Here is a 20,599-nt window from a genome sequence, read left to right as displayed (position 1 = left end):
TACAATGTCTTTACATCCTTGGGAGCGCACATGGCGCAGGCGACCAAAACCAGCGATCGTTCCCGCCGCGGGCTGGTCAATGTCCGCATGGCGGCGGAAGACCGCAATATCATCGACCGCGCCGCGAAAGCGGCAGGCAAAACGCGAACCGAATTCATGGTCGAGGCGGCGCGCCGGGCGGCGCAGGAGACGCTGCTCGACGCCAATTTGATCGTGGTCGACGCTAAGACCTTCGAGCGTTTTCGTAAAATCTTCGACGCGCCGGCAAAGCCCAACGAGGGCCTGCGGAAGCTCATGAATCTGAAGGCGCCGTGGGAGAATTGACGCCGCCCTCGGCGCCCGCGCCTTTGGGCGAGCGGCACGACGTCGCGCAATTTGATTGCGGCGTGGCCGTCTTGAACGACTGGCTGCAGCGTCGCGCCCGGGCGAACCAGCTCAGCGGCGCTTCGCGCACTTTCGTTGTTTGTCGCGACGAACGGGTCGTTGGCTACTACGCGCTGGCGGCGGGAGCGATCGCCTCGAACGAAGCGCCCGGAAGGCTGCGGCGCAATATGCCAGACCCGATTCCGGTTTTTGTTCTCGGACGGCTTGCCGTCGACCTCCAGGAACAAGGACGCATGCTCGGCTCACTCCTGCTCCGGGATGCTGTCATCCGCACCCGCGCCGCCGCCGAGTTCGGCGGCGTCGCAGGGCTTTTGGTCCATGCGCTCTCCGAAGACGCCAAGCGTTTCTACATGCACCGTGGCTTCTCGGAATGCCCGTCCAACACGATGACGCTTGTTGCGCGGCTCAAGGACATCACAGAATAAACCGGCTCAAATCCCGGTTCTTCGCCAAATCCCCGATGTGCTTCTCGACGAAATCGCCGTCGATCGTCACCGTCTCGCCCGCGCGGTCGGAGGCCGTGAAGCTGATGTCGTCGAGGACGCGCTCCATCACCGTCTGCAGGCGCCGGGCGCCGATGTTCTCCACCGAGGTGTTCACGGCCACGGCCACTTTGGCGATGGCGTCGATGGCCGAGGGCGCGAATTCCAGCGTCACGCCTTCCGTGCCCATCAAGGCCGAATATTGCTTGCTGAGACAGGCTTCGGTTTCGGTCAGGATGCGGCGGAAGTCTTCTTCATTGAGCGAGGCCAATTCCACGCGGATCGGCAGGCGGCCCTGAAGCTCGGGCAGGAGGTCCGAAGGCTTCGCGACATGGAAGGCGCCGGAGGCGATAAAGAGCACATGGTCGGTCTTCACCGACCCATGCTTGGTCGCGACCGTCGTGCCTTCGATCAGCGGCAGCAGGTCGCGCTGCACGCCCTCGCGCGAGACATCGGCGCCGCCGCGTCCTTCGCGGGCGCAGATTTTGTCCATCTCGTCGATGAAGACGATGCCATTATTCTCCACCTCGTGGATGGCTTCGCGGACGCTCGCTTCCTGGTCGATGAGCTTGTCGCTCTCTTCGGCGATCAGCGGCCCATGCGCTTCCTTCACCGTGAGCTTGCGCGGCTTGCCGCGCTGCATCTTGCCGAAGAGGTCGCCGAGCGAAAAAGCCGAAACACTGGCGCCCGGCATGGTCGGCAGCTCGAACATGGGCGTGGAGCCGCCCGATTGCTGCAATTCGATCTCGACTTCCTTGTCGTCGAGCTCTCCGTCGCGCAGCCGCTTGCGGAAGGTCTCGCGCGTCGCGGGCGAGGAGGCGGGGCCCACGAGCGCGTCGAGCACGCGTTCCTCCGCGGCCTTTTCGGCGCGGGCCTGCACATCCTTGCGGCGGCGGTCCTTCACCATCACCAGCGCGACTTCGATGAGGTCGCGCACGATCTGCTCGACGTCGCGGCCCACATAGCCCACCTCGGTGAATTTCGTCGCCTCGACCTTCAGGAAAGGGGCGTTGGCGAGGCGGGCGAGGCGGCGGGCGATCTCGGTCTTGCCGCAGCCCGTCGGGCCAATCATGAGGATGTTCTTGGGCATCACCTCTTCGCGCATCTGCCCTTGCAGTTGCAGCCGGCGCCAGCGGTTGCGCAGCGCGATCGCGACGGCGCGCTTGGCGTCCTGCTGTCCGACGATATAGCGGTCGAGCTCGGAGACGATCTCGCGGGGGGAGAAGTCGGCCATCAGATTTTCTCCACCACTATGCTATGGTTCGTATAGACGCAGATGTCGGCGGCGATGTTCATGGCGCGGCGCGCGATGGTCTCGGCGTCGGCCGGCGTGTCGATAAGCGCGCGGCCGGCGGCGAGCGCATAATTGCCCCCCGAGCCGATCGCCGCGACGGCGCCGCCCTCAGCCGCCTCGGGCTCCAGCACGTCGCCGGAGCCTGTGAGCACCAGGCCGACATTTTTGTCGGCGACGAGCATCATGGCTTCGAGACGGCGCAGATAGCGGTCCATACGCCAATCCTTGGCGAGCTCGACGCAGGCGCGCATGAGCTGCCCTGGATATTGCTCGAGCTTGGTCTCGAGACGCTCGAAGAGGGTGAAGGCGTCGGCGGTGGCGCCGGCGAAGCCCGCGATGACGTCGCCCTTGCCGAGACGGCGGACCTTTCGGGCGTTGCCTTTCATGATGGTCTGGCCGAGGCTGACCTGGCCGTCGCCGGCAATGACGGTTTCGCCTTGTTTTTTCACCAGTATGATCGTCGTCGCATGCATCAGGAGCGACTTCTCGCGTTCGCTTTCCATTCTCGCCATCCAGACTAATATGTCAGGCGGATGTAGGCGTTTGGCGGGTGTTGAGCAAGGGCGGGGGCCCTCATCCGACCCTCGCTGACGCGAGGGCCACCTTCTCCCGCGCGCGGGAGAAGGAGAGAACCCCGTGTTTAGAGATCACAAAGATTGCAACGCGATTCCTTCTCCCGTTTACGGGAGAAGGTGGCCCCGCAAAGCGGGGTCGGATGAGGGCGCGCTACTTCCCGCCGAAACGATCGGCGATCTCCTGCGCCTCTTTCACCAGCGCGGGGAAAAACGCTTCGTTCGGCGCGCGCTGCCGGTAGCAGGCGCGAAAGTCGGCGTCGCCCTTTTCGCGCGTCTGCGTATAGTCGTTGAAGATCTTTTCGTCCTTCGCGCTGCTCGCCTGATATTTCTTGAAGATTACGTCGGCTTTCGCTTCCGCCGCCTTCAGGCTGGCGTCGCAGGCGGGGATGGGCTTATAGGCCTTGGCGCGCTCGCTCGCGATATAGACCTTTCCCTCCCGGCGCACCGCCAGGACAATATCCTGTATCGGGTTCGGGCCGTCATCCTGCGCCCAGCCGCCGAGCAGCGCGACTGCGAGGGTCGCCCCTTCGGGCTTTGCGATGGGGATGTCGGCGGTTTTTGTCAGGGCGGCGTCCTGTCCAACGGCGAAAGTATAGAATTCGGCATTGGCCAGCGCCTCGTCGATCGACGGCCGCTTGCCTTTCTTCGTCCCCCAGTCCCGCGGCCGCTTTAGCCATGTTTCCAGCAGGCCGTCCGTCGTGACGACGAGCTGCGGCCCGTCGCCGTCCTTGCCGAAGCGCAGGCCGTCCAGTCCGTCCGCGCCGAGCTCGCCCTCGGAAAGACTGTCGTACTCCATTCTCCCCTTCTCGGGATAAGGCTTGATCGCAACCGGGCCGATGATCGCCTGCAGGCGTTTCTCGAGAGCGGCCAGAGCGCTTTTATTGATTTTCGAAATGTCGGCGTCGGGGTTCTTCGCCTCGATCTTCTTGATTTTGGCGGTGGCCGCGTCGCGGGCGGCGACGTAATCTTCCTCGGGCGTTCCGGCGACGGCGGCCGCAAGGCCAATGAGCAGCGCGGGAGCGGCGAAATAGGCGAGCTTCATCAATTCTCCTGAAAACGTGCTATGTTGGCTAGGAACCTCCGGCGAGCATAAAGAAGCGCAAGCGCAGCGGCCAGTGACTTGGCGCACGGCTCAGGGCTCCGAATTCGGGGGAACGAGCAGATGTGTTCCAGCGTCATGGCCGCGCTTGTCGCGGCCATCCGCGCCGAGGCGGAAAGCTTAAGAACATGAGCGGAACAACGCCGCTTCTTCTTCCCGCTTGTCTTAATGTCCTGGCGTCATGCCCGCGACAAGCGCGGGCATGACGCGGCTGCGTAGGGTTGTTAACCTGGATTAAGAGCCCTGGCGCACGGCTCCGGCTGGCGCCGTTGCGACGAAATTGCTACAACCCGCCCGCTTGCGGCCGGCGAATGTTCGGCCCGCGTCCCTTTGGAAGGCCTATTCTCCATGCGCAGCGCCCAGATCGAGCGCGTCACCAAGGAAACGACGATCTCCGTCGCCGTCGACCTCGACGGGGCGGGGAAATCCGACATTTCGACGGGAATAGGCTTTTTCGACCATATGCTCGACCAGATCGCCCGCCATGCGCCGCTCGATCTGACCGTGCTCGCCAAGGGCGATCTGCATATCGACGGCCACCACACGGTCGAGGACGTGGGCCTCGCGCTCGGCCAGGCGGTGGATCGCGCGCTCGGCGACCGCAAGGGAATCGCCCGCTATGGCGACGCCCATGCGCCGCTCGACGAGGCGTTGACCCGCGTCGTCGTGGATGTCTCCGGCCGGCCCTTTCTCGTCTATGACGTGAATTTCCCGGCGGAGCGCATCGGCGCCTTCGATACCGAGCTCATGCGCGAATTTTTCCAGGCCTTCGCCGTGCAGGCGCGCATCGGGCTGCATATCGACAGCCTCAAGGGCGTCAACAGCCATCATATCGCCGAAAGCGCCTTCAAGGGTTTCGCCCGGGCCTTCGGCAAGGCGGTGGCGATCGACCCGCGCCGCGTCCAGGGCGAAGCGCCCTCCACCAAGGGCACGCTGACTGCCTGAGGGGCGGCCGGCAAAAGCCCGAAAAAGGAGGAGGGAAGCCGAAATGGCGATATTCACCGTTCATTTGCCGCCGGAGGGCGCCGCGCGCCCCGAAAAGATCGTGTTCCTGCGCGATTCCTTCTCGACCCCGGCCTTTATCTTCGGGCCGCTCTGGCTGCTTTGGAAGCGCGCCTGGATCGCCGCTCTCGGCTGGTCGCTCCTGCTCGCCTCCATTTCGGCCTTGGGCGTATCCTTCATGCTGCCGAAGCTGACCACGTCTTTTCTCGCGCTCGCCGCCGCGCTCGTGCTCGGCTTCGAGGGCGACCGCATCCTCGCATGGAGTTTGCAGCGGCGGGGCTATGTCGAGGGCGACCTGGTGAACGCCGACACCGAGGAGGAGGCCGAAATGGTCTACTTCGGCCGGCTGCGGGCGTCCTCCCCTGAAACGCTTCCCTCGGAGAGTCGCGCGTGACGACGGCGATCATCGATTATGGTTCGGGCAATCTACACTCGGCGCAGAAGGCCTTTGAACGCGCCGCGCGCGAGGCGGGGCTCGAGGGCGCCATTCGCGTGACCAACGACCCCGAGATCGTGCGCGTGGCTGACCGCGTCGTTCTGCCGGGCGTCGGCGCCTTCGCCGATTGCCGCGCCGGCCTGCTGGCGCTGCCCGGCCTCTATGAGGCGCTGCATGAAGCCGCAATCACGCGCGGCCGGCCATTCCTCGGCATTTGCGTCGGCATGCAGCTCATGGCCGCGCGCGGACTGGAGCATGGCGAGACGCCCGGCCTCGATTGGGTCGGCGGCGACGTCGTCGCCATCGAGCCGAAGGACCCGTCGCTCAAAATCCCGCATATGGGCTGGAACACGCTGTCGCTTGCGCGCGAACATGCGGTCTTTGCCGGCATCCGGACAGGCGAGACCGGCCTGCACGCTTATTTCGTGCACTCTTATCATCTGACGCCGGCCGAGCCCGACCATGTGTTGGCGACCAGCGACTATGGCGCGCCGCTCACGGCCGCGGTCGCGCGCGACAATCTCGTCGGCGTTCAGTTTCATCCCGAAAAGAGCCAGAGGCTCGGCCTCGCGCTCATCGCCAATTTCCTGAGGTGGCGCCCGTGATACTTTTTCCGGCAATCGATCTGAAGGAAGGCCAGTGCGTTCGTCTCGCCCAGGGCGACATGGACCGCGCCACCGTCTTCAACGACGATCCCGCCGAGCAGGCGCGCGCCTTCGAGCGCCAGGGCTTCGAATATCTGCATGTCGTCGATCTCGACGGCGCCTTCGCCGGCGCGCCGCGCAATGCGGAAGCCGTCGAGGCGATTCTTGCCGCACTGCGCATTCCTGTGCAGCTCGGCGGCGGCATTCGCGACATGCGCACGCTTTCGGGCTGGCTGGAGAAGGGCGTCACGCGCGTCATCATCGGCACGGCGGCGGTGAAGGACCCGTCCTTCGTGCGCGAGGCGGCGCGGGTCTATCCCGGCCGCGTGGCGGTCGGCATCGACGCCAAAAACGGCATGGTCGCCGTCGACGGCTGGGCGCGCACCACGCGCATGTCGGCGCTGGATTTGGGCAAAAGCTTCGAGGACGCCGGCGTCGCGGCGATCATTTACACGGATATCTCGCGCGACGGGATTCTGACGGGACTGAACATCGAGCAGACGCTCGCGCTCGCCAATGCGCTGACGATTCCGGTCATCGCCTCTGGCGGGCTGGCGTCGCTTGCAGATATCGAGCGGCTGCTGCAGCCCGACTGCGCCAAGCTCGCCGGCGCCATCACCGGCCGTGCGCTTTACGACGGCCGTCTCGATCCGGCTGAGGCGCTGGCGCTGATCCGGAGCGCGAGGGCGTGATGAATAGCAGGCAATTGCGCGAACGCTGGGCGCGAGCAAATCCCTCCCCTTTACGGGGAGGGTGGCGCAGCGAAGCTGCGTCGGGTGGGGCCCAGCCTCAACCACTATCGTTGCTGCGCGAACCCCACCCGGCGGTTTTCAACCGCCGACCTCCCCGTAAAGGGGAGGTATGGGGATCGCTAAGCCAGATTGCTATTCGCCCGATGGCGACCGAGGTAGCCTGATGCTCAAAGCCCGCGTCATCCCCTGCCTGGACGTCAAGGAAGGCCGCGTCGTCAAAGGCGTTAATTTCGTCGATTTGCGCGACGCCGGCGATCCGGTCGAATGCGCCATCGCCTATGACGCCGCCGGCGCCGACGAGCTCTGCTTCCTCGACATCACCGCGAGCCACGAGAATCGCGGCATTCTCTTCGATGTCGTGCAGCGCACCGCCGAGGCCTGCTTCATGCCGCTCACCGTCGGCGGCGGCGTGCGCACGCTCGACGATATCCGCAATCTTCTGCTCGCCGGCGCCGACAAGGCCTCGATCAACACGGCCGCCGTCTCCAACCGCCAATTCGTGCGCGAGGCCGCCGAGAAATTCGGCTCGCAATGCATCGTCGTCGCCATAGACGCCAAGCAGGTCGGGCCCGGAAAGTGGGAAATCTTCACCCATGGCGGGCGCCGGCCGACAGGCATCGACGCCGTCGATTACGCCCGCGAGGTGACGTCGCTCGGGGCCGGGGAAATCTTGCTCACCTCCATGGATCGCGACGGCGCCAAGATCGGCTTCGACATTGCGCTCACGCGCGCGGTGGCGGACGCGGTGCGCGCGCCGGTGATCGCCTCGGGGGGCGTCGGCAATCTCGACCATCTGGTTGCGGGCATTCGTGAGGGACATGCGACCGCCGTCCTGGCGGCGTCGATCTTCCACTTCGGCGAATATTCGATTCCGCAGGCGAAGCGCCATATGGCTGCGGCGGGCCTGCCGATGCGGCTCGATGGTTTGGAGGCGTTGGGATGATGGGGCGTTTTCGCGCAACCTCCCAACCGCGTCATGGCCGGGCTTGTCCCGGCCATCCACGCCTTTCGGTTTCGGCTAGGATTGAGTTTGGAGCGCGGAGCCGGCTTCCTTGCAAAGACGGCTGTAGCGGCCCGGCGTGGATGGCCGGCATAGAGCCGGCCATGACGGGTGAGAGGCGGGAGAACATGCTGTGACCTTCACCCTCGACGATCTCGCCGCGCTGATCAAATCACGCCGCGACGACAGCGCCTCGAATTCCTACACAAAGCAGCTCTTCGAGGCCGGCCCGCCGCGCATCGCCAAGAAATTCGGCGAGGAGGCGGTGGAAGCCGTCATCGCCGCCATGGAGGGCGACAAGAAAGCGCTGACCAGCGAAGCCGCCGACGTTCTTTACCATCTCCTCGTGCTGCTCGAGGCGCGCGGCGTCTCTCTCGAGGAGGTTGTGGCGGAGCTTGGCCGGCGCACGGCGCAATCCGGCCTCGCCGAGAAAGCTTCGCGCGGAGCGGGCAAATGATCGACGTCGCCGGGCAGGCGAATGGGGCCCTCTCGCCCTATCGCCGCTTCATGCGTTCCGAATGGGCGAGCCTGCGCGCCGATACGCCGCTGACATTGACGCTCGACGACCTCACGCGGCTGAAATCGGTCGGCGATCCGATCTCGCTCGAAGAAGTCATCGAAATCTATCTGCCGCTTTCGCGCCTGCTTGCCCTCTACGTCGCCGCGACGCAGGGGCTCTTCAAGGCGACGCAGCGGTTCCTGGGCGCCGAGGACGGCAAGGTTCCCTATATCATCGGCGTCGCGGGCTCCGTGGCCGTCGGCAAATCCACGACCGCGCGCATTCTCAAGGCGCTGCTGTCGCGCTGGCCGAACACGCCGAAAGTGGAGCTCATCACCACCGACGGCTTTCTCCTCCCCAACGCCGTGCTGGAGCGCGAAGGGCTGATGGAGAAGAAGGGCTTTCCGGAAAGCTACGACAACAAGGCGCTGCTGCGTTTTCTCTCGGCCGTGAAGGCCGGCCAGCGTTATGTCTGCGCGCCGGTCTATTCGCATCTGACCTATGACGTCGTTCCGGGCGAGTCGGCCTGTTTCGATGGGCCGGACATTCTCATCGTCGAGGGCGTGAACGTGCTCGCCGCGCGGCCGTCGCGGCAGCCGAAGGAAATTCCCTTCGTCTCGGATTTCTTCGACTTCTCGGTCTATCTCGACGCCAGCGAGGAGCTGCTGGAGCGCTGGTATGTGGAGCGCTTCCTCCAGTTGCGCGAGACGGCGTTCCGCGACCCGCGGTCCTACTTCCGCAAATACGCCGATCTTTCCGACGAGGAGACAGTGAGCGTCGCGAAAGACATCTGGACCCGCATCAATCTCGAAAACCTGCGCCAGAACATCGCGCCGACGCGGCCGCGCGCGAGCCTGATCCTCACAAAGGGCGCCGATCACCGCATCGAGGAAGTGGCGCTGCGGAAGTTGTGAGGTGGCCCTCATCCGACCCTCGCTGACGCGAGGGCCACCTTCTCCCGCAAGCGGGAGAAGGAGTGATCGTATCCTAGTTTGGTTATTTACCCGCGGCGCCGGCGGCTTTCTCCTTCTCCCGCGTGCGGGAGAAGGTGGCCCCTGCGTCAGCAGGGGTCGGATGAGGGCGCTCTCGTTACGCGTTCCCCACGGTCCGCAGCAGCGGCTTCGCCGGCCCGTGCGTCGGCTTGCCGTCGATCGTGAGCGACGGGCCTTCGGCGGAGATCTCCACCGTCGCGCCGTCGATGATCTCGCCCGCGAGCAGACGTTCGGCCAAAGCGTCCTGTAGCTCCTTCTGCATCACGCGCTTTAGAGGCCGCGCGCCATAGGCGGGGTCGTAGCCCTTGGCCGCGAGCCAATCGCGCGCCTTCAGGTCCAGATGCAGCGTGATCTTGCGATCCTCCAGGAGCTTCTGGAGCCGCTTGATCTGGATATCGACGATCGCGCCCATATCCTCGCGCCGCAGGCGGTGGAACAGGATGATCTCGTCGACGCGGTTCAGGAACTCCGGCCGGAAGTGCGACCGCACGACCGCCATCACCTCGTCGTGCACGGCCGTCGAGTCCTCGCCCTCCTGCTGCATCACCAGGAATTCGGCGCCGAGGTTCGACGTCATGATGATCAGCGTGTTCTTGAAGTCGACCGTGCGGCCCTGGCCGTCGGTCAGGCGCCCATCGTCGAGCACCTGCAGCAGCACGTTGAACACATCCGGATGCGCCTTCTCGATCTCGTCGAACAGCACGACCTGATACGGCCGGCGACGAACCGCTTCGGTCAGCGCGCCGCCTTCCTCATAGCCGACATAGCCGGGAGGCGCGCCGATGAGGCGGGCGACCGAGTGCTTCTCCATATATTCCGACATGTCGAGCCGCACCATCGCCGTCTCGTCGTCGAAGAGGAAATTCGCGAGGGCTTTGGTCAGCTCCGTCTTGCCGACGCCCGTCGGGCCGAGGAAGATGAAGCTGCCGATCGGGCGGTTGGGGTCCTGCAGGCCGGCGCGAGCGCGGCGCACGGCGGTCGAGACCGCAATGACCGCCTCATGCTGCCCGACGACGCGCCTGGCCAGCTCCTCCTCCATATGGAGAAGCTTCTCCTTCTCGCCTTCGAGCATTTTATCGACCGGCACGCCGGTCCAGCGCGACACCACCGCCGCGACGTCATTCGCGGTTACGGCCTCTTCAATCAGCGCGCCTTTGCCTTCGCTGGCTTCGGTCGCCGCGAGCTTCTTTTCCAGGTCGGGGATCTGGCCATAGGCCAGCTCGCCGGCGCGCTGATATTCGCCGCGGCGCTGCGCCTGGGCGAGTTCGTTGCGCGCGTGTTCGAGCTGTTCTTTTAGCTTCTGGGCGTTGCCGAGCTTGTCCTTCTCCGCCTTCCAGCGCGCGGTGAGCGCCGCCGACTTCTCTTCGAGGTCCGCGAGTTCGCCTTCGAGCTTTGCGAGCCTGTCCTTGGAGGCCGTGTCGGTCTCCTTCTTCAATGCCTCCTGCTCGATCTTGAGCTGGATGATGCGACGGTCGAGCTCGTCCAGCTCCTCGGGCTTGGAGTCGATCTGCATGCGCAGGCGCGACGACGCTTCGTCGACGAGGTCGATCGCCTTGTCGGGCAGGAAGCGGTCGGTGATGTAGCGGTTCGACAAAGTCGCCGCCGCGACGATGGCGCTATCGGTAATGCGCACGCCGTGGTGCATCTCGTATTTTTCTTTCAAACCGCGCAGGATCGAGATGGTGTCCTCGACTGTCGGCTCATCCACGAAGACGGGCTGGAAGCGACGGGCCAGCGCCGCGTCCTTCTCCACGTGTTTGCGATACTCATCGAGCGTGGTCGCGCCGACGCAATGCAGCTCGCCGCGCGCCAGCGCCGGTTTCAGCAGATTGGAGGCGTCCATCGCGCCATCCGCCTTGCCGGCGCCGACCAGCGTGTGCATCTCGTCGATGAAGAGGATCACACTGCCCTCGGCCGCCGTGACCTCGTTGAGCACGCCCTTGAGGCGCTCCTCGAACTCGCCGCGATATTTCGCGCCGGCGATGAGCGCGCCCATGTCGAGCGCCAGCAGCTTCTTGTCTTCGAGAGATTCCGGCACGTCGCCGTTGACGATGCGCAGCGCGAGGCCCTCGACGATCGCCGTCTTGCCGACGCCGGGCTCGCCGATCAGCACGGGATTGTTCTTGGTGCGGCGCGAGAGCACCTGCACGGTGCGGCGGATTTCTTCGTCGCGGCCGATGACCGGATCGAGCTTGCCCTCGCGCGCCGCTTCCGTCAGGTCGCGGGCGTATTTCTTCAGCGCGTCATATTGGTTTTCAGCCGAGGCCGTGTCGGCCGTGCGGCCCTTGCGCAAATCCTCGATCGCGGCGTTGAGCGACTGCGGCGTCACGCCGGCGGCTGCGAGAATTTTCGCGGCCTCGGAGTCCTTTTCCATCGCCAGCGCCAGCAGCAGGCGCTCGACGGTGACGTAGGAGTCGCCGGCCTTCTGGGCGATCTGCTCGGCGTTGGCGAAGAGCCGCGCCGTCGCCGGCGCGAGATAGAGCTGGCCGGCGCCGGAGCCCGCGACCTTGGGGAGCTTGGCGAGGGCGGCCTCGGTCTTGGCCAAAGCCTCGCGCGAGCGCCCGCCCGCGCGGTCGATGAGGCCGGCGGAGAGGCCCTGATCGTCGTCGAGCAAAACCTTCAGAATATGCTCGGGCGTGAATTGCTGGTGCCCCTCACGCGTGGCGAGCGACTGCGCGCTCTGCACGAATCCGCGCGCGCGTTCGGTGTATTTCTCGAAATTCATAAGATCCCCTCTCGACCGGAAGGGCGCAGCCTCTCTTCGAGCGAGGCGCCCCATGTCATGGAATTTTTCGGGCCCCTTTCGGCGGCCTTCGAAAGCGATATGGGGAGGGTCGGCGGGAGTTGAAGAGGGCGCGACACGAAAGCGCGGCCTTTACGTGAAATCGCCAACTGGGCTTTAAGAAAATTGTGTGTGCGACCCTCGATCATGTCAAGCTAGCGACGACTCAGCCTTGGCAATCCGCCCCTCTCCCCGCTTGCGGGGAGAGGCTGGGTGAGGGGCCGGGGCAGGAGCCCGGGCGTGCATTAACGACCCGAGCGCCCTGCAGCGTTTATCGTTTCCACTCGTCCCCCAGGCCCCTCACCCAACCTCTCCCCGCGCGCGGGGAGAGGAGTTGCAGTGTGTCTACGAGTGGCGCGCAATCCACCCGTCATTGCGAGCGCAGCGAAGCAATCCAGGGCCACAATACGGCCCTAGATTGCTTCGTCGCTTCGCTCCTCGCAATGACGGCGGAGGTCGCTACGGGTTTCCCGGCCGGTCGAGTGCGAGCTGCGTCACTCGACGATCACCCGCACCGGCCGCGACGCCACGGGCGCCAGCGCCAATCTCGCCTGAATACGATGCGCGCCGGGCGTCATGGGCCAGAAAACGGTCTCATCCGCCTGCGCAACAGTGAAAGGCGCGCCGTCGATCAGCCAGACGATCTGGGCGTCCTTTCCGCCATCAGCGAGCTTCAAAGCGAGCTTGTTCAAGGGAGCCGGCTGCTCCGGATTGCGCCATATGTGCATATTGTGCTCGGGCGTCGCGATGACGAGCGCGCCGCTCTCCGCTGCGAGCGCCTCTTCGACGGCCGCCGGGGCGTGCGCGGCGGGCCGGGCGGAAATCTCGCCCGGCCGCACCCATTCGCGCAGCGTCTGCTGGCACTCCGGCCCGGCGTCCGCATGGCAGAGATCGATGGCGACGCGTCCGGGCGGCGGCGCGAAAGTCTCGGGGGCGAGATCGCCGGGTTTCGTCCCATGCAGTCTCGTCATCATTGCATGCGCGAGTCGCGCCGCCGAACTCGCGCCCGTGAGGGCCCGCATGCCGCTCGCGTCGCCGCGCCCGATCCAGACGCCGACAATGAACTTGTGCGAGAAAGCGAGCGTCCAGGCGTCGCGATAGTTTTGCGAGGTGCCGGTCTTCACGGCGACGGCGAAGGGATATTCGAGCGGCCCATAGCGCGGGAAGGAGGGCAGGCGCGCCTGCGGGTCGGACAGGAACGACGTCACCAGCCGCGCCGTGTCGAGCGACATCACGCGGCGCGGGGGCGCGCGCGCTTCGTCGCGCGCGAAAGAGAGATCGCGCATCACGCCGTCGTCGGCGAGCGCGGCGTAGGCGCGCATCAGGCGTTCGAGCCGCGTCGGCAAGGCGCCGATCGCCATGGAGACGCCGAAGCTCTCCGGCGCCGCTTCGAGATCGTGCAGGCCGAGCTCGTGGAGGAAAAGGAAATTTGCGTCGAGGCCCACGCGGCGCAGCAGATTGGTCGCCGGCACATTGCGCGAATTGGCGAGCGCCTGACGCGGCGTCAGCGGCCCGAGGTAGAGGCCGTCGGCGTTGGAAACGCCCGAGGCGCCTTCGGGAAGATCGTCGAGAAGATCGGTGGGCTTCAGCGCGCCGCGCTCCAGAGCGAGCGCATAGATGAAGGGCTTGAGCGTCGAGCCGGGCGAGCGCGGCGCGCGGGTGAAATCGAAGGCGCCGGCGCGCGGATCGTTGTAATCGGCGGAGCCGACATCGGCGATGATGGCGTTGGAGCCGCGCTCCGCCACCATGATCGCAACCTGCCGCGCGCCGGCGTTGCGGAAGATGGAGAGATAGCGGCGCGCGAGCTGCGTCGCCTCGCGTTCGACGGAGAGGTCGATGGTCGCATGGATGCGCGGATCATATTGCGAGGCGGCCCAGACGCGGCCCTCGCGTGCAAGGCGTTCGTAGCGCAAGGCGAGATGCAGCGTGTCCGGGCGCCGCTTGGGCGCGAGCGGCCGCATGGCGGCAAGCTCGCGCCGCGCCAATTCGGCCTGGGCGGCGTCCACCGCGCCTTCTTTTTGGAGCTGCGCGATGGCGTAGCGCGCGCGTTCGACAGCAAGCCGCAGGCCGCTCTCGCGCGTGACGTTCATGCGGCCCGGCGATTGCGGAATAGCGGCGAGCAGCGCCACTTGCGCCCAGGAGAGATCGTCGACCGGCTTGTCGAAGTAAAAGCGCGCAGCGTGCGAAATACCGTGGCTGCCGAGCCCATAGGGCGCAAGGCGCAGATAATGAGAGAGCGTCGCCTCGCGCCCCTGGCGCGCGACGATTGCAAGCCCTGTCGCCGCTTCCCAGAATTTGTTGGCGTATGTGCGTGGCCCTGGCCGCTGCATGCGCGCGACCTGCATGGCGATGGTCGAGGCGCCTTCCATTTGGCGGCGATGCGCGAGATTGTTCCACAGCGCCCGCGCCACGGCGCGTGGATCGACGCCGGGGTGCGCATAAAAGCGCCTGTCTTCGAGAATGAGCGTCGCGCGCGCGACGCGCTCGGGGATGCGCTCCAGCGGCCAATAGCCGTAGTCGATGCGCTTCTCGCCCTTCTCGTCGCGGGTCGCATTGCCGATCTGCGTGAGAAAGGCGCCGTTGCGATCACAGACGATCTGGCTCGCGGGCGGCGCCGTAAGATCGGCGCGGCCCGCGGCTTCCTGCGAGATCATGAGCCCGCCGCGCAGCGCCGTCGCGACGAAAGCGAGCGCGGCGAGAAGCGCTAATCGGCTCATGGCTGCTTGGCGATTTCCACGCGCGCGCCGGCGCTCTGGCCGCGCAGGCCTTTCTTATACATCGTCTCCACAAGCGCGGGCGGTTGCGTATAGGCCCCCGCCGTCTGCGCCTTGAGGCGGAAGGCGAAGCGGTAATTGCCCTTGGGCAGCGAGTCATAGGCATAGAGCACGCGGTCGTCGCCATAGGAGACCCAGGTCGGCGGTAGCGTCGGCGCGCTGGAGGGCTGGGCTTCCGCAGGCGCCGTTGCGATATTGGGATTGAGCGGCTCATAGCCCGCCGCGAGCGGCAAAGAGATCGCGACATAAGTGCGATCTTCAGGATTCACGACTTCCGCCGTCTCCTCGATGACGTCGCCCTGGTTCACGCGCAAGGCGCCGTTGGCTGCCTCGAGCTTCTCCGGCGCCTGCCCGTTCTTCACGCGCCAGCTCTGCCGCGTGATGACGAAGCCTTCGCTCGCCGCTTGCGCTTTGGCGCCGGTCTCGGCGGGCATGTAGCGCGTCTCGACAAGCGCGATCAGCGGCGCGTTCGATGTGTTGGCGATGGTCAGCGGCGCGTCCTTGTCGCTTGCGTGGCGCGCCACGGGATTGTTGGCGTCGATCGTGACAGTCTCGGGCGCGCCGCCTTGCGCGAAGGCGACGGTGATCGGCGTCACGGGGCGGCGCCAACCTTCGGCGAGCGCTTCGATGGCGCTGGCGTTGGCGTTTGTGCTGCCCCAGCCGTCGCCTTCGCCCAGCCGCAGCAGCGCGTCGCGTAGCACCGGCGCGCGCGGATCGGAGGGCGCCGCGAGCGCCGCCGCGCGCAGCATCTCCGCGAGGCTGCGCGTCTCGGAGGGCAGGATGACGTCGGAAGCGCTTTCGCCCGCGATGCCCGCATAGACTTGCGCGCCGCCGCGGTTCGCGAATGTCACGCGGCCCCACATGGTTTCCATGAGAGAGGCGAGAATGCGCTGATCGACATTGGCGAGGCGTGCGGCCGCCGCCGCCATTTCGGCGACGCTTTCATTCGGCAGGAAGTCGGCGCGGCGGGCGAACTCCGCGACATAGGATTCGTCGAGCTTTCCGCCTTCCGCAAGCGCCGCGAGCGCCGCCGCGCGCTCGCGCATTTCTTCGCCGCCGAGCAGGCGCGCGTAGTCGGAGCGTAGCGAGAGTTTCAGAATATTGGCGAGTCGCTCCATCAGAGTCTTATCCACCGGCTCGCCCGCGCGATCGGCATGCGCGAGGAAGGCGTAGGCCCACGCCGTGAGCAAGACATTGCCACGCGCGCGCGGCCAGAAGGCCACGAGCCCGTCGCTGTCGACCGATTGCTCGATCTGCGTCGCGGCGCTCCGCACGCTCGCCGAGACGCGGTCCTGCAGGCCCGCCGCCGAGAGAATTGGCGAAAAGCCTTTGAGCGACAGGCTGGCGCGCGCGAGCGCAAGGCGCTGCTCGGTGCAGCCGTAAGGATAATCGACAAGCATATCGAGGCCGGCGACGAGCTTGACGATCGCCGGGTCGGCCGCAACGACGATGTTGCGTGAGAAGGTTTTCGGGCGGCTCGCTTCGCCGGTTGCGGCGAGCGTCTTGGTTTCGCCCGGCGCGATTTCGACAACCTCATAGCGGCGCGTGGGCTCGCGGTCGGGCTTCACGGGAAGGTCGATCTCGACGGCGTCCTTTGCGCGGTCGACGTCGCGGTCGATACGGAAGTTGAGCTTCACGCTGTCTTCGAGCGAAGCCGGCGCCTCCGCGCGCAGATCGACGCGCACCGGCTTGTTCTGCGCCCACTCGATCTTGCGGCTTGTCTCACCTGCGAGTTTCAGCGCCGGCGCAAAGATCGCCGCCTTGCCGGCGCCGCCGGGGCCCTCCACGACGCGCGCCACGAGGCCGATGTCGAAAGAATCGCCGGGGCGGATGAAGCGCGGCAAAGCCGGCTGCGCGACGAGCTCCTGCCGGATGAACATCTCGCCGCCCGCGGCGCCGAAACGATCCGGCCCGCTCACCGCCTTGGCGCGCAGCTTGAAGACAGTGAGCGTATCGGGCAGCGCGACCTTAATTTTCACGACGCCGTCGTCGCCCACTTTCACGCTCGGCAGATAGATCGGCACCGGCGTGAAATTCTTGCGCACGGAGATGTTGTTCTCCGCGCCCCATTCCTGAAGCTCGGCGTCGCCGCCCGCGATCTCTTCGAGCGGAATAACGCCGAAGGCCATGTTGCGCGTGTCGCGCGCCGCCATTTTCGTTTCGCGCGCCACGATGAAATCCGGCAGCGGATCGAGCGGGCGCTCCTTGGCGAGCGAGAGCACCGCCTGATCGACCATCCAAAAAGTTGCTTCGCCTGCGATCGGCTTGCCCGTGTCGTCGGCGAGCTTCAATGTCACCTCGACTTCCTGGCCGGGGCGCGCTTTGGCGGGGGCTTCCAGTTTGACGTTCACGATGTTTTTCACCGGCGTCACCTCGACCCATTTGGTCGCGGCGATGGTGACGGGCTTGCCCTGATCGAAATTGCTAGAGGGAAGCGGCGCGCTGTCCTTGAGGCGCCCGCGCATGATCAGGAAATGCACGGCGAGCTTGGGCGTCTGCTCCTTCTTCACCGGCAGCGCGAAGCGGCCGAAGCCATTGGCGATGTCGACGTAGCTGTAGTCGTAGACGCCGCTCGGCTGCTCGACGATGGCGAGCGCGCGCGCGTTCTGAAACGGCGACTGTATGACCAGCGTCGCGGTTTCGCCCGGCGCATATTTCTCCTTGTCAGTGGTGATCGTCGCCGAGGCGGCCGGCGGGCGCGCGAAGGTGACGGGCGTATCGCCGCCGACGAAGAAATCGACGCTCACCTGCTGCCGGCGCTTCAGTTTGTCATAGGCCTCGAGCTGCACGACATAGACGCCCGCGTCCTTGGTCGTCAGCTCGATCTTCTGCGCCTCCTTGGCGCTCGTCACCTTGCGCTCGAAGACCGTCTCGTCCTGCACCTGCGTGACATATTTCGCCGCGCCTTGCGCGAAGTCGCTCGCCTGCAGCGTCGAAATCCAATTGCGCTTGATGAGCCGCAGCATCATCTCGACGCCCGCGATCATCTCTCCCTTGCCGTCGACGGCGATCAGCTCTGGCGTCACGACGCCGGGCTTTTCGACATAACGCGGCGTCTTCACGCCGAGCACGAAAGGCGGCAGGGCGATGACGTTCTGCACATTGCGCACTTCTATTCCATCATCGCCCGTGACCGTCGCTTCGATCGAGTAGCGGCGGGGTTGCGCCGTGGGCTCGATCGTCGTGTCGAATGTCATACGCGCGGCGCCGCCGGCGTCGGTGCGCGCGTCTCGCTCCAGCACGGCGGTGGATTTGAACTTGCCGTCGCTCGAAAAACGCGCGTCTGTCGAGAAGAGAAAGCCCTCGCGGTTCGGCGGCGTGAACACATGCGGGAATTGCGCGGCGCGCCATTTGATGGGCCGATCGGCCGCTAGGCCGCCAGCGAAATAGCGGGCGAGAAGGTCGACGTCGAAGGTCCCGTCGAGCGCGACAGTCTGCGGCGCGTTGAGCACGACCTCGAAGGTCGGCAGGCGATAGGCCTCCTTTTTGAAGGTGAACTGGCCGCAGGACGTATCCTGCGCGACTTCCGCCGTTTCGCCCTCAGTGGGGTCCGCTTCTTCGCTCTTCTCAAGCTTCTTCGCTTTCGGCGCGTCGGGCTCGAACTTCACCGAATAATCGCCCGTCGCCTGAGTCTGCGCGTCGAATTTGTGGTAGAAGCCGCCGCTGGCGTCGAGCTTCACGGGCACGCGCCATTCCTGATTATTGGGCGCGGTGACGACCAGCGTGCCGCCGGTTTTCGTGAGCTTCAACGCGCCGCCGACATAGCTGCGCACAAAGCCCTTGATATGGGCGGGCTCCTCGGGCCGATAGATCGGCCGCTCGGAAAACACATGGCAGACCGTGCGCGGCTTTTCAGCACGCTGCGAATCCTCGGAAACCCAGGAAAGCCATTGCGCCTCGGGCTTCGACCACAACTCCCTTGAATACTCGGATGGCGCGCTGTCGGGATCGATAACGAGCGTGTCGAGCCCTTTGCTCACCACCACGCGGCGCAACTCGCCGTCGCCGCGCTTGATCGGCGTCCAGGAGAAGAAGCCGTTCGCATCCGTTACGCCGTTCGCGAGCGTGGCAAACTTATCGTCCTTGACGCCCTCGACGCGGATCTGCGCGCCGCTCACCGGCTGCGCCGTCGCGAGCGACGTCACGGCGAAGCGCACGCGCGCGGACTCCTCGATGGCGGAAAGCGAAAGATCCGTCACCTGCACGCGCAGCCATTTGCGCTTGTCGCTGTCGACGGCGCGAAGCCCGACGAGATAGGTTCCCGGCTGCTCGCGGCCCGCAACGCGCGCGAAGTCGTCTTTCAGATCAACGCCGAATTTGGCGTCCACGCCATTGCGCTTGATCGGCAGATCGACAAGCCGAGAGACCGCCGGCGAGCCGAACATTTTGATCCGCTCCTTGATGGCCTCGGCTTCGATATTGCCGCTCTCGCTCCAGCGCGAAGGCTCATTGCCGGGAAGCGGCGGCGTTTCGGCGTCGATGGTTTCGACGCCATGCTCCGGGAAGGGCCAGAAGTCGCGCGCGAGCGGGTCAATGGCGTGGATGCGGATGTCGGCGCGGTCATAGCCGCGGCCGCGCAAGGGCAGGAGCTGCGCGCCGAAACGCTCAACGACGCCATAGCCTGCGTCCCATTGCAAAGCCGGATTATCGCGCGTGAAGGCGAAGCGCTGCGTGAATGGCGCGGCAAGCGGGCGGCCGCGCTTGTCCTTGATGGCGCCCGGCGCGATCGACAGCTCATAGGCTTTGTCGGAGAGAAATTTGCCTGTGATCTTGAGATGGCTGGAGTCGGACTCGACAGCGAGATCGTCGACCGGCGGCGTGATGCGCAAGGCGTCGCGCGCGCGCAATATATCAAGCGTCTCGGGTTCGGCGTTGAGGCTCAGGGTCAGGCGGCGCTTGGCTGTGGGATTATAGGTCGAAGCGGCGTCGCCGCCTTCCTCGTCGCCGCTCTCAGGCGCCGGCGCATCGCCATTCGCCGCGCAGCGCAACACGCCGCCGAGCTTCTCGTCGCTCCAGCCGCGCCCGCATGTCGTTTCCGTCACGGCGAAGGGAAGGGCGGTGCGAATGCGCAGCTCGTAAATTTCGTCGTCGAGACCGGGTTCGTCGGAGAGCTTGAGGCGCACAATCGCAACGCGGCCATCATTGATGCTGTCGCGCAGCCGGAGCACATAGGTCTGTTCGGCCGCGCTGCCCGCGCGCTCCAGCGGGCGAATATCATAGGCCGAAGGGCTCAGGAGCTGCCCGCCCTGCGCCGAGACTCCCGGCGCCGGACGCAGCTCGACCGTCATAAGCCGCGCGAGCGCCGCGACATCGACGGGTTGCGCGAAAGTGAGCGCGATCTGCGCCAATTCAGGCGTGGGATCGTCGCTCGCGGAAGGATTGTTGGAGACGGGCGTTGGCAACAATGCGACGAGCTTCTGCTCGGCGCCGCCGCTCTTCACCGTGATGTGCGAGAGCGGCTTCCAGGGCTCGGCTGGCCGGAACTGCAGCGCGCGCGCGCCGATCCAGCGCCATTCGCCGGCGGGCTGCGGCGTGATGGCGGCATATCTGGCGGGCAAATCCTCGGGGCCGCCGGCTTTGGGGCCGACGTCGCCGGGGAAGAAGATCGTCAGCGGATCATAGGCGCGCAGGAAACGGTCGGGCGTGATGCGGGCGCCGTCGGCGCGTTGCGCGCGGTCGAAAACCGGCGGCGCTTCGGCGCGCAGCGGCGCTGCGAAAGAGACCGCCGCCAAAAAGCAGAGAGCAAGAGTCTTTTTCATCGCTGCGACTTTCATTGGCTCAATCAAGCAAAAATTGGGTTGAATGACGGGCGCGAGTTGGACCGCGAGCCTTCAGGCTCGCTTCTTTCTGGCGAGCCTGAAGGCTCGCGGTCCAAGTGTTCGGC

General features: G+C 65.7%; 15 protein-coding genes. 9 read left to right on the top strand and 6 right to left on the bottom strand.

The annotated features are described in order from the left end of the window. Positions 1 to 30 precede the first annotated feature (30 nt). Both QNA11_RS08850 and QNA11_RS08845 read left to right on the top strand, forming a co-directional pair. Positions 31 to 324: a type II toxin-antitoxin system TacA family antitoxin gene (locus QNA11_RS08850; protein WP_283482736.1), complete on the top strand. Its 294-nt coding sequence runs from the start codon at positions 31 to 33 to the stop codon at positions 322 to 324. Continuing rightward, a complete protein-coding gene (locus tag QNA11_RS08845; RefSeq protein WP_283482735.1) occupies positions 321 to 809 on the top strand; it encodes a GNAT family N-acetyltransferase in 489 nt (162 codons plus the stop codon). Before QNA11_RS08850 ends, QNA11_RS08845 begins: the two co-directional genes overlap by 4 nt. Here the strand turns inward: QNA11_RS08845 and hslU are convergent. The 3 genes from hslU to QNA11_RS08830 all read right to left on the bottom strand — a co-directional run bounded on the left by hslU (position 799) and on the right by QNA11_RS08830 (position 3,777). Beyond that, the gene (gene hslU / locus QNA11_RS08840; protein ID WP_283482734.1) at positions 799 to 2,100 is read right to left on the bottom strand and encodes an ATP-dependent protease ATPase subunit HslU; all 1,302 of its coding nucleotides are present in this window, start codon (positions 2,098 to 2,100) and stop codon (positions 799 to 801) included. The genes QNA11_RS08845 and hslU overlap by 11 nt on opposite strands. After that, positions 2,100 to 2,663 carry an ATP-dependent protease subunit HslV gene (hslV, locus tag QNA11_RS08835; protein WP_283482733.1) on the bottom strand — a complete coding sequence of 188 codons (564 nt, stop codon included), beginning with the start codon at positions 2,661 to 2,663 and terminating at the stop codon, positions 2,100 to 2,102. Before hslV ends, hslU begins: the two co-directional genes overlap by 1 nt. A gap of 223 nt (positions 2,664 to 2,886) precedes the next feature. Then, positions 2,887 to 3,777: a hypothetical protein gene (locus QNA11_RS08830; RefSeq protein WP_283482732.1), complete on the bottom strand. Its 891-nt coding sequence runs from the start codon at positions 3,775 to 3,777 to the stop codon at positions 2,887 to 2,889. Positions 3,778 to 4,182: 405 nt separating this feature from the next. Between QNA11_RS08830 and hisB the strand changes: the two genes are divergently transcribed. From hisB to coaA, 7 genes are all read left to right on the top strand, one after another. Next, positions 4,183 to 4,779 carry an imidazoleglycerol-phosphate dehydratase HisB gene (gene hisB, locus QNA11_RS08825; protein ID WP_281931095.1) on the top strand — a complete coding sequence of 199 codons (597 nt, stop codon included), beginning with the start codon at positions 4,183 to 4,185 and terminating at the stop codon, positions 4,777 to 4,779. 43 nt (positions 4,780 to 4,822) lie between these two features. Then, entirely contained in the window at positions 4,823 to 5,230 is a 408-nt protein-coding gene (locus tag QNA11_RS08820; RefSeq protein ID WP_283482731.1) for a DUF2628 domain-containing protein, read from the top strand. Further along, positions 5,227 to 5,877, top strand: a complete 651-nt coding sequence (gene hisH, locus QNA11_RS08815; RefSeq protein ID WP_283482730.1) for an imidazole glycerol phosphate synthase subunit HisH — start codon at positions 5,227 to 5,229, stop codon at positions 5,875 to 5,877. Before QNA11_RS08820 ends, hisH begins: the two co-directional genes overlap by 4 nt. Continuing rightward, positions 5,874 to 6,608 carry a 1-(5-phosphoribosyl)-5-[(5-phosphoribosylamino)methylideneamino]imidazole-4-carboxamide isomerase gene (gene hisA, locus QNA11_RS08810; RefSeq protein ID WP_283482729.1) on the top strand — a complete coding sequence of 245 codons (735 nt, stop codon included), beginning with the start codon at positions 5,874 to 5,876 and terminating at the stop codon, positions 6,606 to 6,608. The genes hisH and hisA overlap by 4 nt, the downstream gene beginning before the upstream one ends. A 223-nt stretch (positions 6,609 to 6,831) precedes the next feature. Then, on the top strand, positions 6,832 to 7,611 hold the full coding sequence (gene hisF / locus QNA11_RS08805; RefSeq protein ID WP_283482728.1) for an imidazole glycerol phosphate synthase subunit HisF: 780 nt from the start codon (positions 6,832 to 6,834) through the stop codon (positions 7,609 to 7,611). Positions 7,612 to 7,801: 190 nt separating this feature from the next. Further along, entirely contained in the window at positions 7,802 to 8,125 is a 324-nt protein-coding gene (locus QNA11_RS08800; RefSeq protein WP_283482727.1) for a phosphoribosyl-ATP diphosphatase, read from the top strand. Further along, complete coding sequence (gene coaA, locus QNA11_RS08795; protein WP_283482726.1) at positions 8,122 to 9,081, top strand: type I pantothenate kinase; 960 nt, start codon at positions 8,122 to 8,124, stop codon at positions 9,079 to 9,081. Before QNA11_RS08800 ends, coaA begins: the two co-directional genes overlap by 4 nt. Before the next feature lie 175 nt (positions 9,082 to 9,256). Here coaA and clpB read toward each other — a convergent pair whose 3' ends face one another. The 3 genes from clpB to QNA11_RS08780 form a co-directional block, all read right to left on the bottom strand. Continuing rightward, a complete protein-coding gene (clpB, locus tag QNA11_RS08790; protein ID WP_283482725.1) occupies positions 9,257 to 11,884 on the bottom strand; it encodes an ATP-dependent chaperone ClpB in 2,628 nt (875 codons plus the stop codon). Positions 11,885 to 12,435: 551 nt separating this feature from the next. Beyond that, the gene (locus tag QNA11_RS08785; protein ID WP_283482724.1) at positions 12,436 to 14,658 is read right to left on the bottom strand and encodes a transglycosylase domain-containing protein; all 2,223 of its coding nucleotides are present in this window, start codon (positions 14,656 to 14,658) and stop codon (positions 12,436 to 12,438) included. Further along, positions 14,655 to 20,474 (bottom strand): alpha-2-macroglobulin, encoded by a 5,820-nt coding sequence (locus tag QNA11_RS08780; RefSeq protein ID WP_283482723.1) that lies wholly within the window; start codon positions 20,472 to 20,474, stop codon positions 14,655 to 14,657. The genes QNA11_RS08785 and QNA11_RS08780 overlap by 4 nt, the downstream gene beginning before the upstream one ends. Between the last annotated feature and the right edge of the window lie 125 nt (positions 20,475 to 20,599).

Origin of the sequence: Methylocystis sp. JR02 (genome assembly GCF_030063565.1) — a bacterium.
In the GTDB taxonomy this organism is placed as follows: Bacteria; Pseudomonadota; Alphaproteobacteria; order Rhizobiales; family Beijerinckiaceae; genus Methylocystis; species Methylocystis iwaonis.
The sequence above is the reverse complement of the archived record's forward strand: the minus strand, read 5'-3'. Positions and strand labels throughout refer to the sequence as shown.

Bases quoted from the DNA above. Each gene is read 5' to 3' on its own strand.
- QNA11_RS08850 (WP_283482736.1), top strand. From the start codon at position 31: ATGGCGCAGGCGACCAAAACCAGCGATCGTTCCCGCCGCGGGCTGGTC.
- hslU (WP_283482734.1), bottom strand. From the start codon at position 2,100: ATGGCCGACTTCTCCCCCCGCGAGATCGTCTCCGAGCTCGACCGCTAT.
- hslV (WP_283482733.1), bottom strand. From the start codon at position 2,663: ATGGAAAGCGAACGCGAGAAGTCGCTCCTGATGCATGCGACGACGATC.
- QNA11_RS08830 (WP_283482732.1), bottom strand. From the start codon at position 3,777: ATGAAGCTCGCCTATTTCGCCGCTCCCGCGCTGCTCATTGGCCTTGCG.
- hisB (WP_281931095.1), top strand. From the start codon at position 4,183: ATGCGCAGCGCCCAGATCGAGCGCGTCACCAAGGAAACGACGATCTCC.
- QNA11_RS08820 (WP_283482731.1), top strand. From the start codon at position 4,823: ATGGCGATATTCACCGTTCATTTGCCGCCGGAGGGCGCCGCGCGCCCC.
- hisF (WP_283482728.1), top strand. From the start codon at position 6,832: ATGCTCAAAGCCCGCGTCATCCCCTGCCTGGACGTCAAGGAAGGCCGC.
- coaA (WP_283482726.1), top strand. From the start codon at position 8,122: ATGATCGACGTCGCCGGGCAGGCGAATGGGGCCCTCTCGCCCTATCGC.
- clpB (WP_283482725.1), bottom strand. From the start codon at position 11,884: ATGAATTTCGAGAAATACACCGAACGCGCGCGCGGATTCGTGCAGAGC.
- QNA11_RS08785 (WP_283482724.1), bottom strand. From the start codon at position 14,658: ATGAGCCGATTAGCGCTTCTCGCCGCGCTCGCTTTCGTCGCGACGGCG.
- QNA11_RS08780 (WP_283482723.1), bottom strand. From the start codon at position 20,474: ATGAAAAAGACTCTTGCTCTCTGCTTTTTGGCGGCGGTCTCTTTCGCA.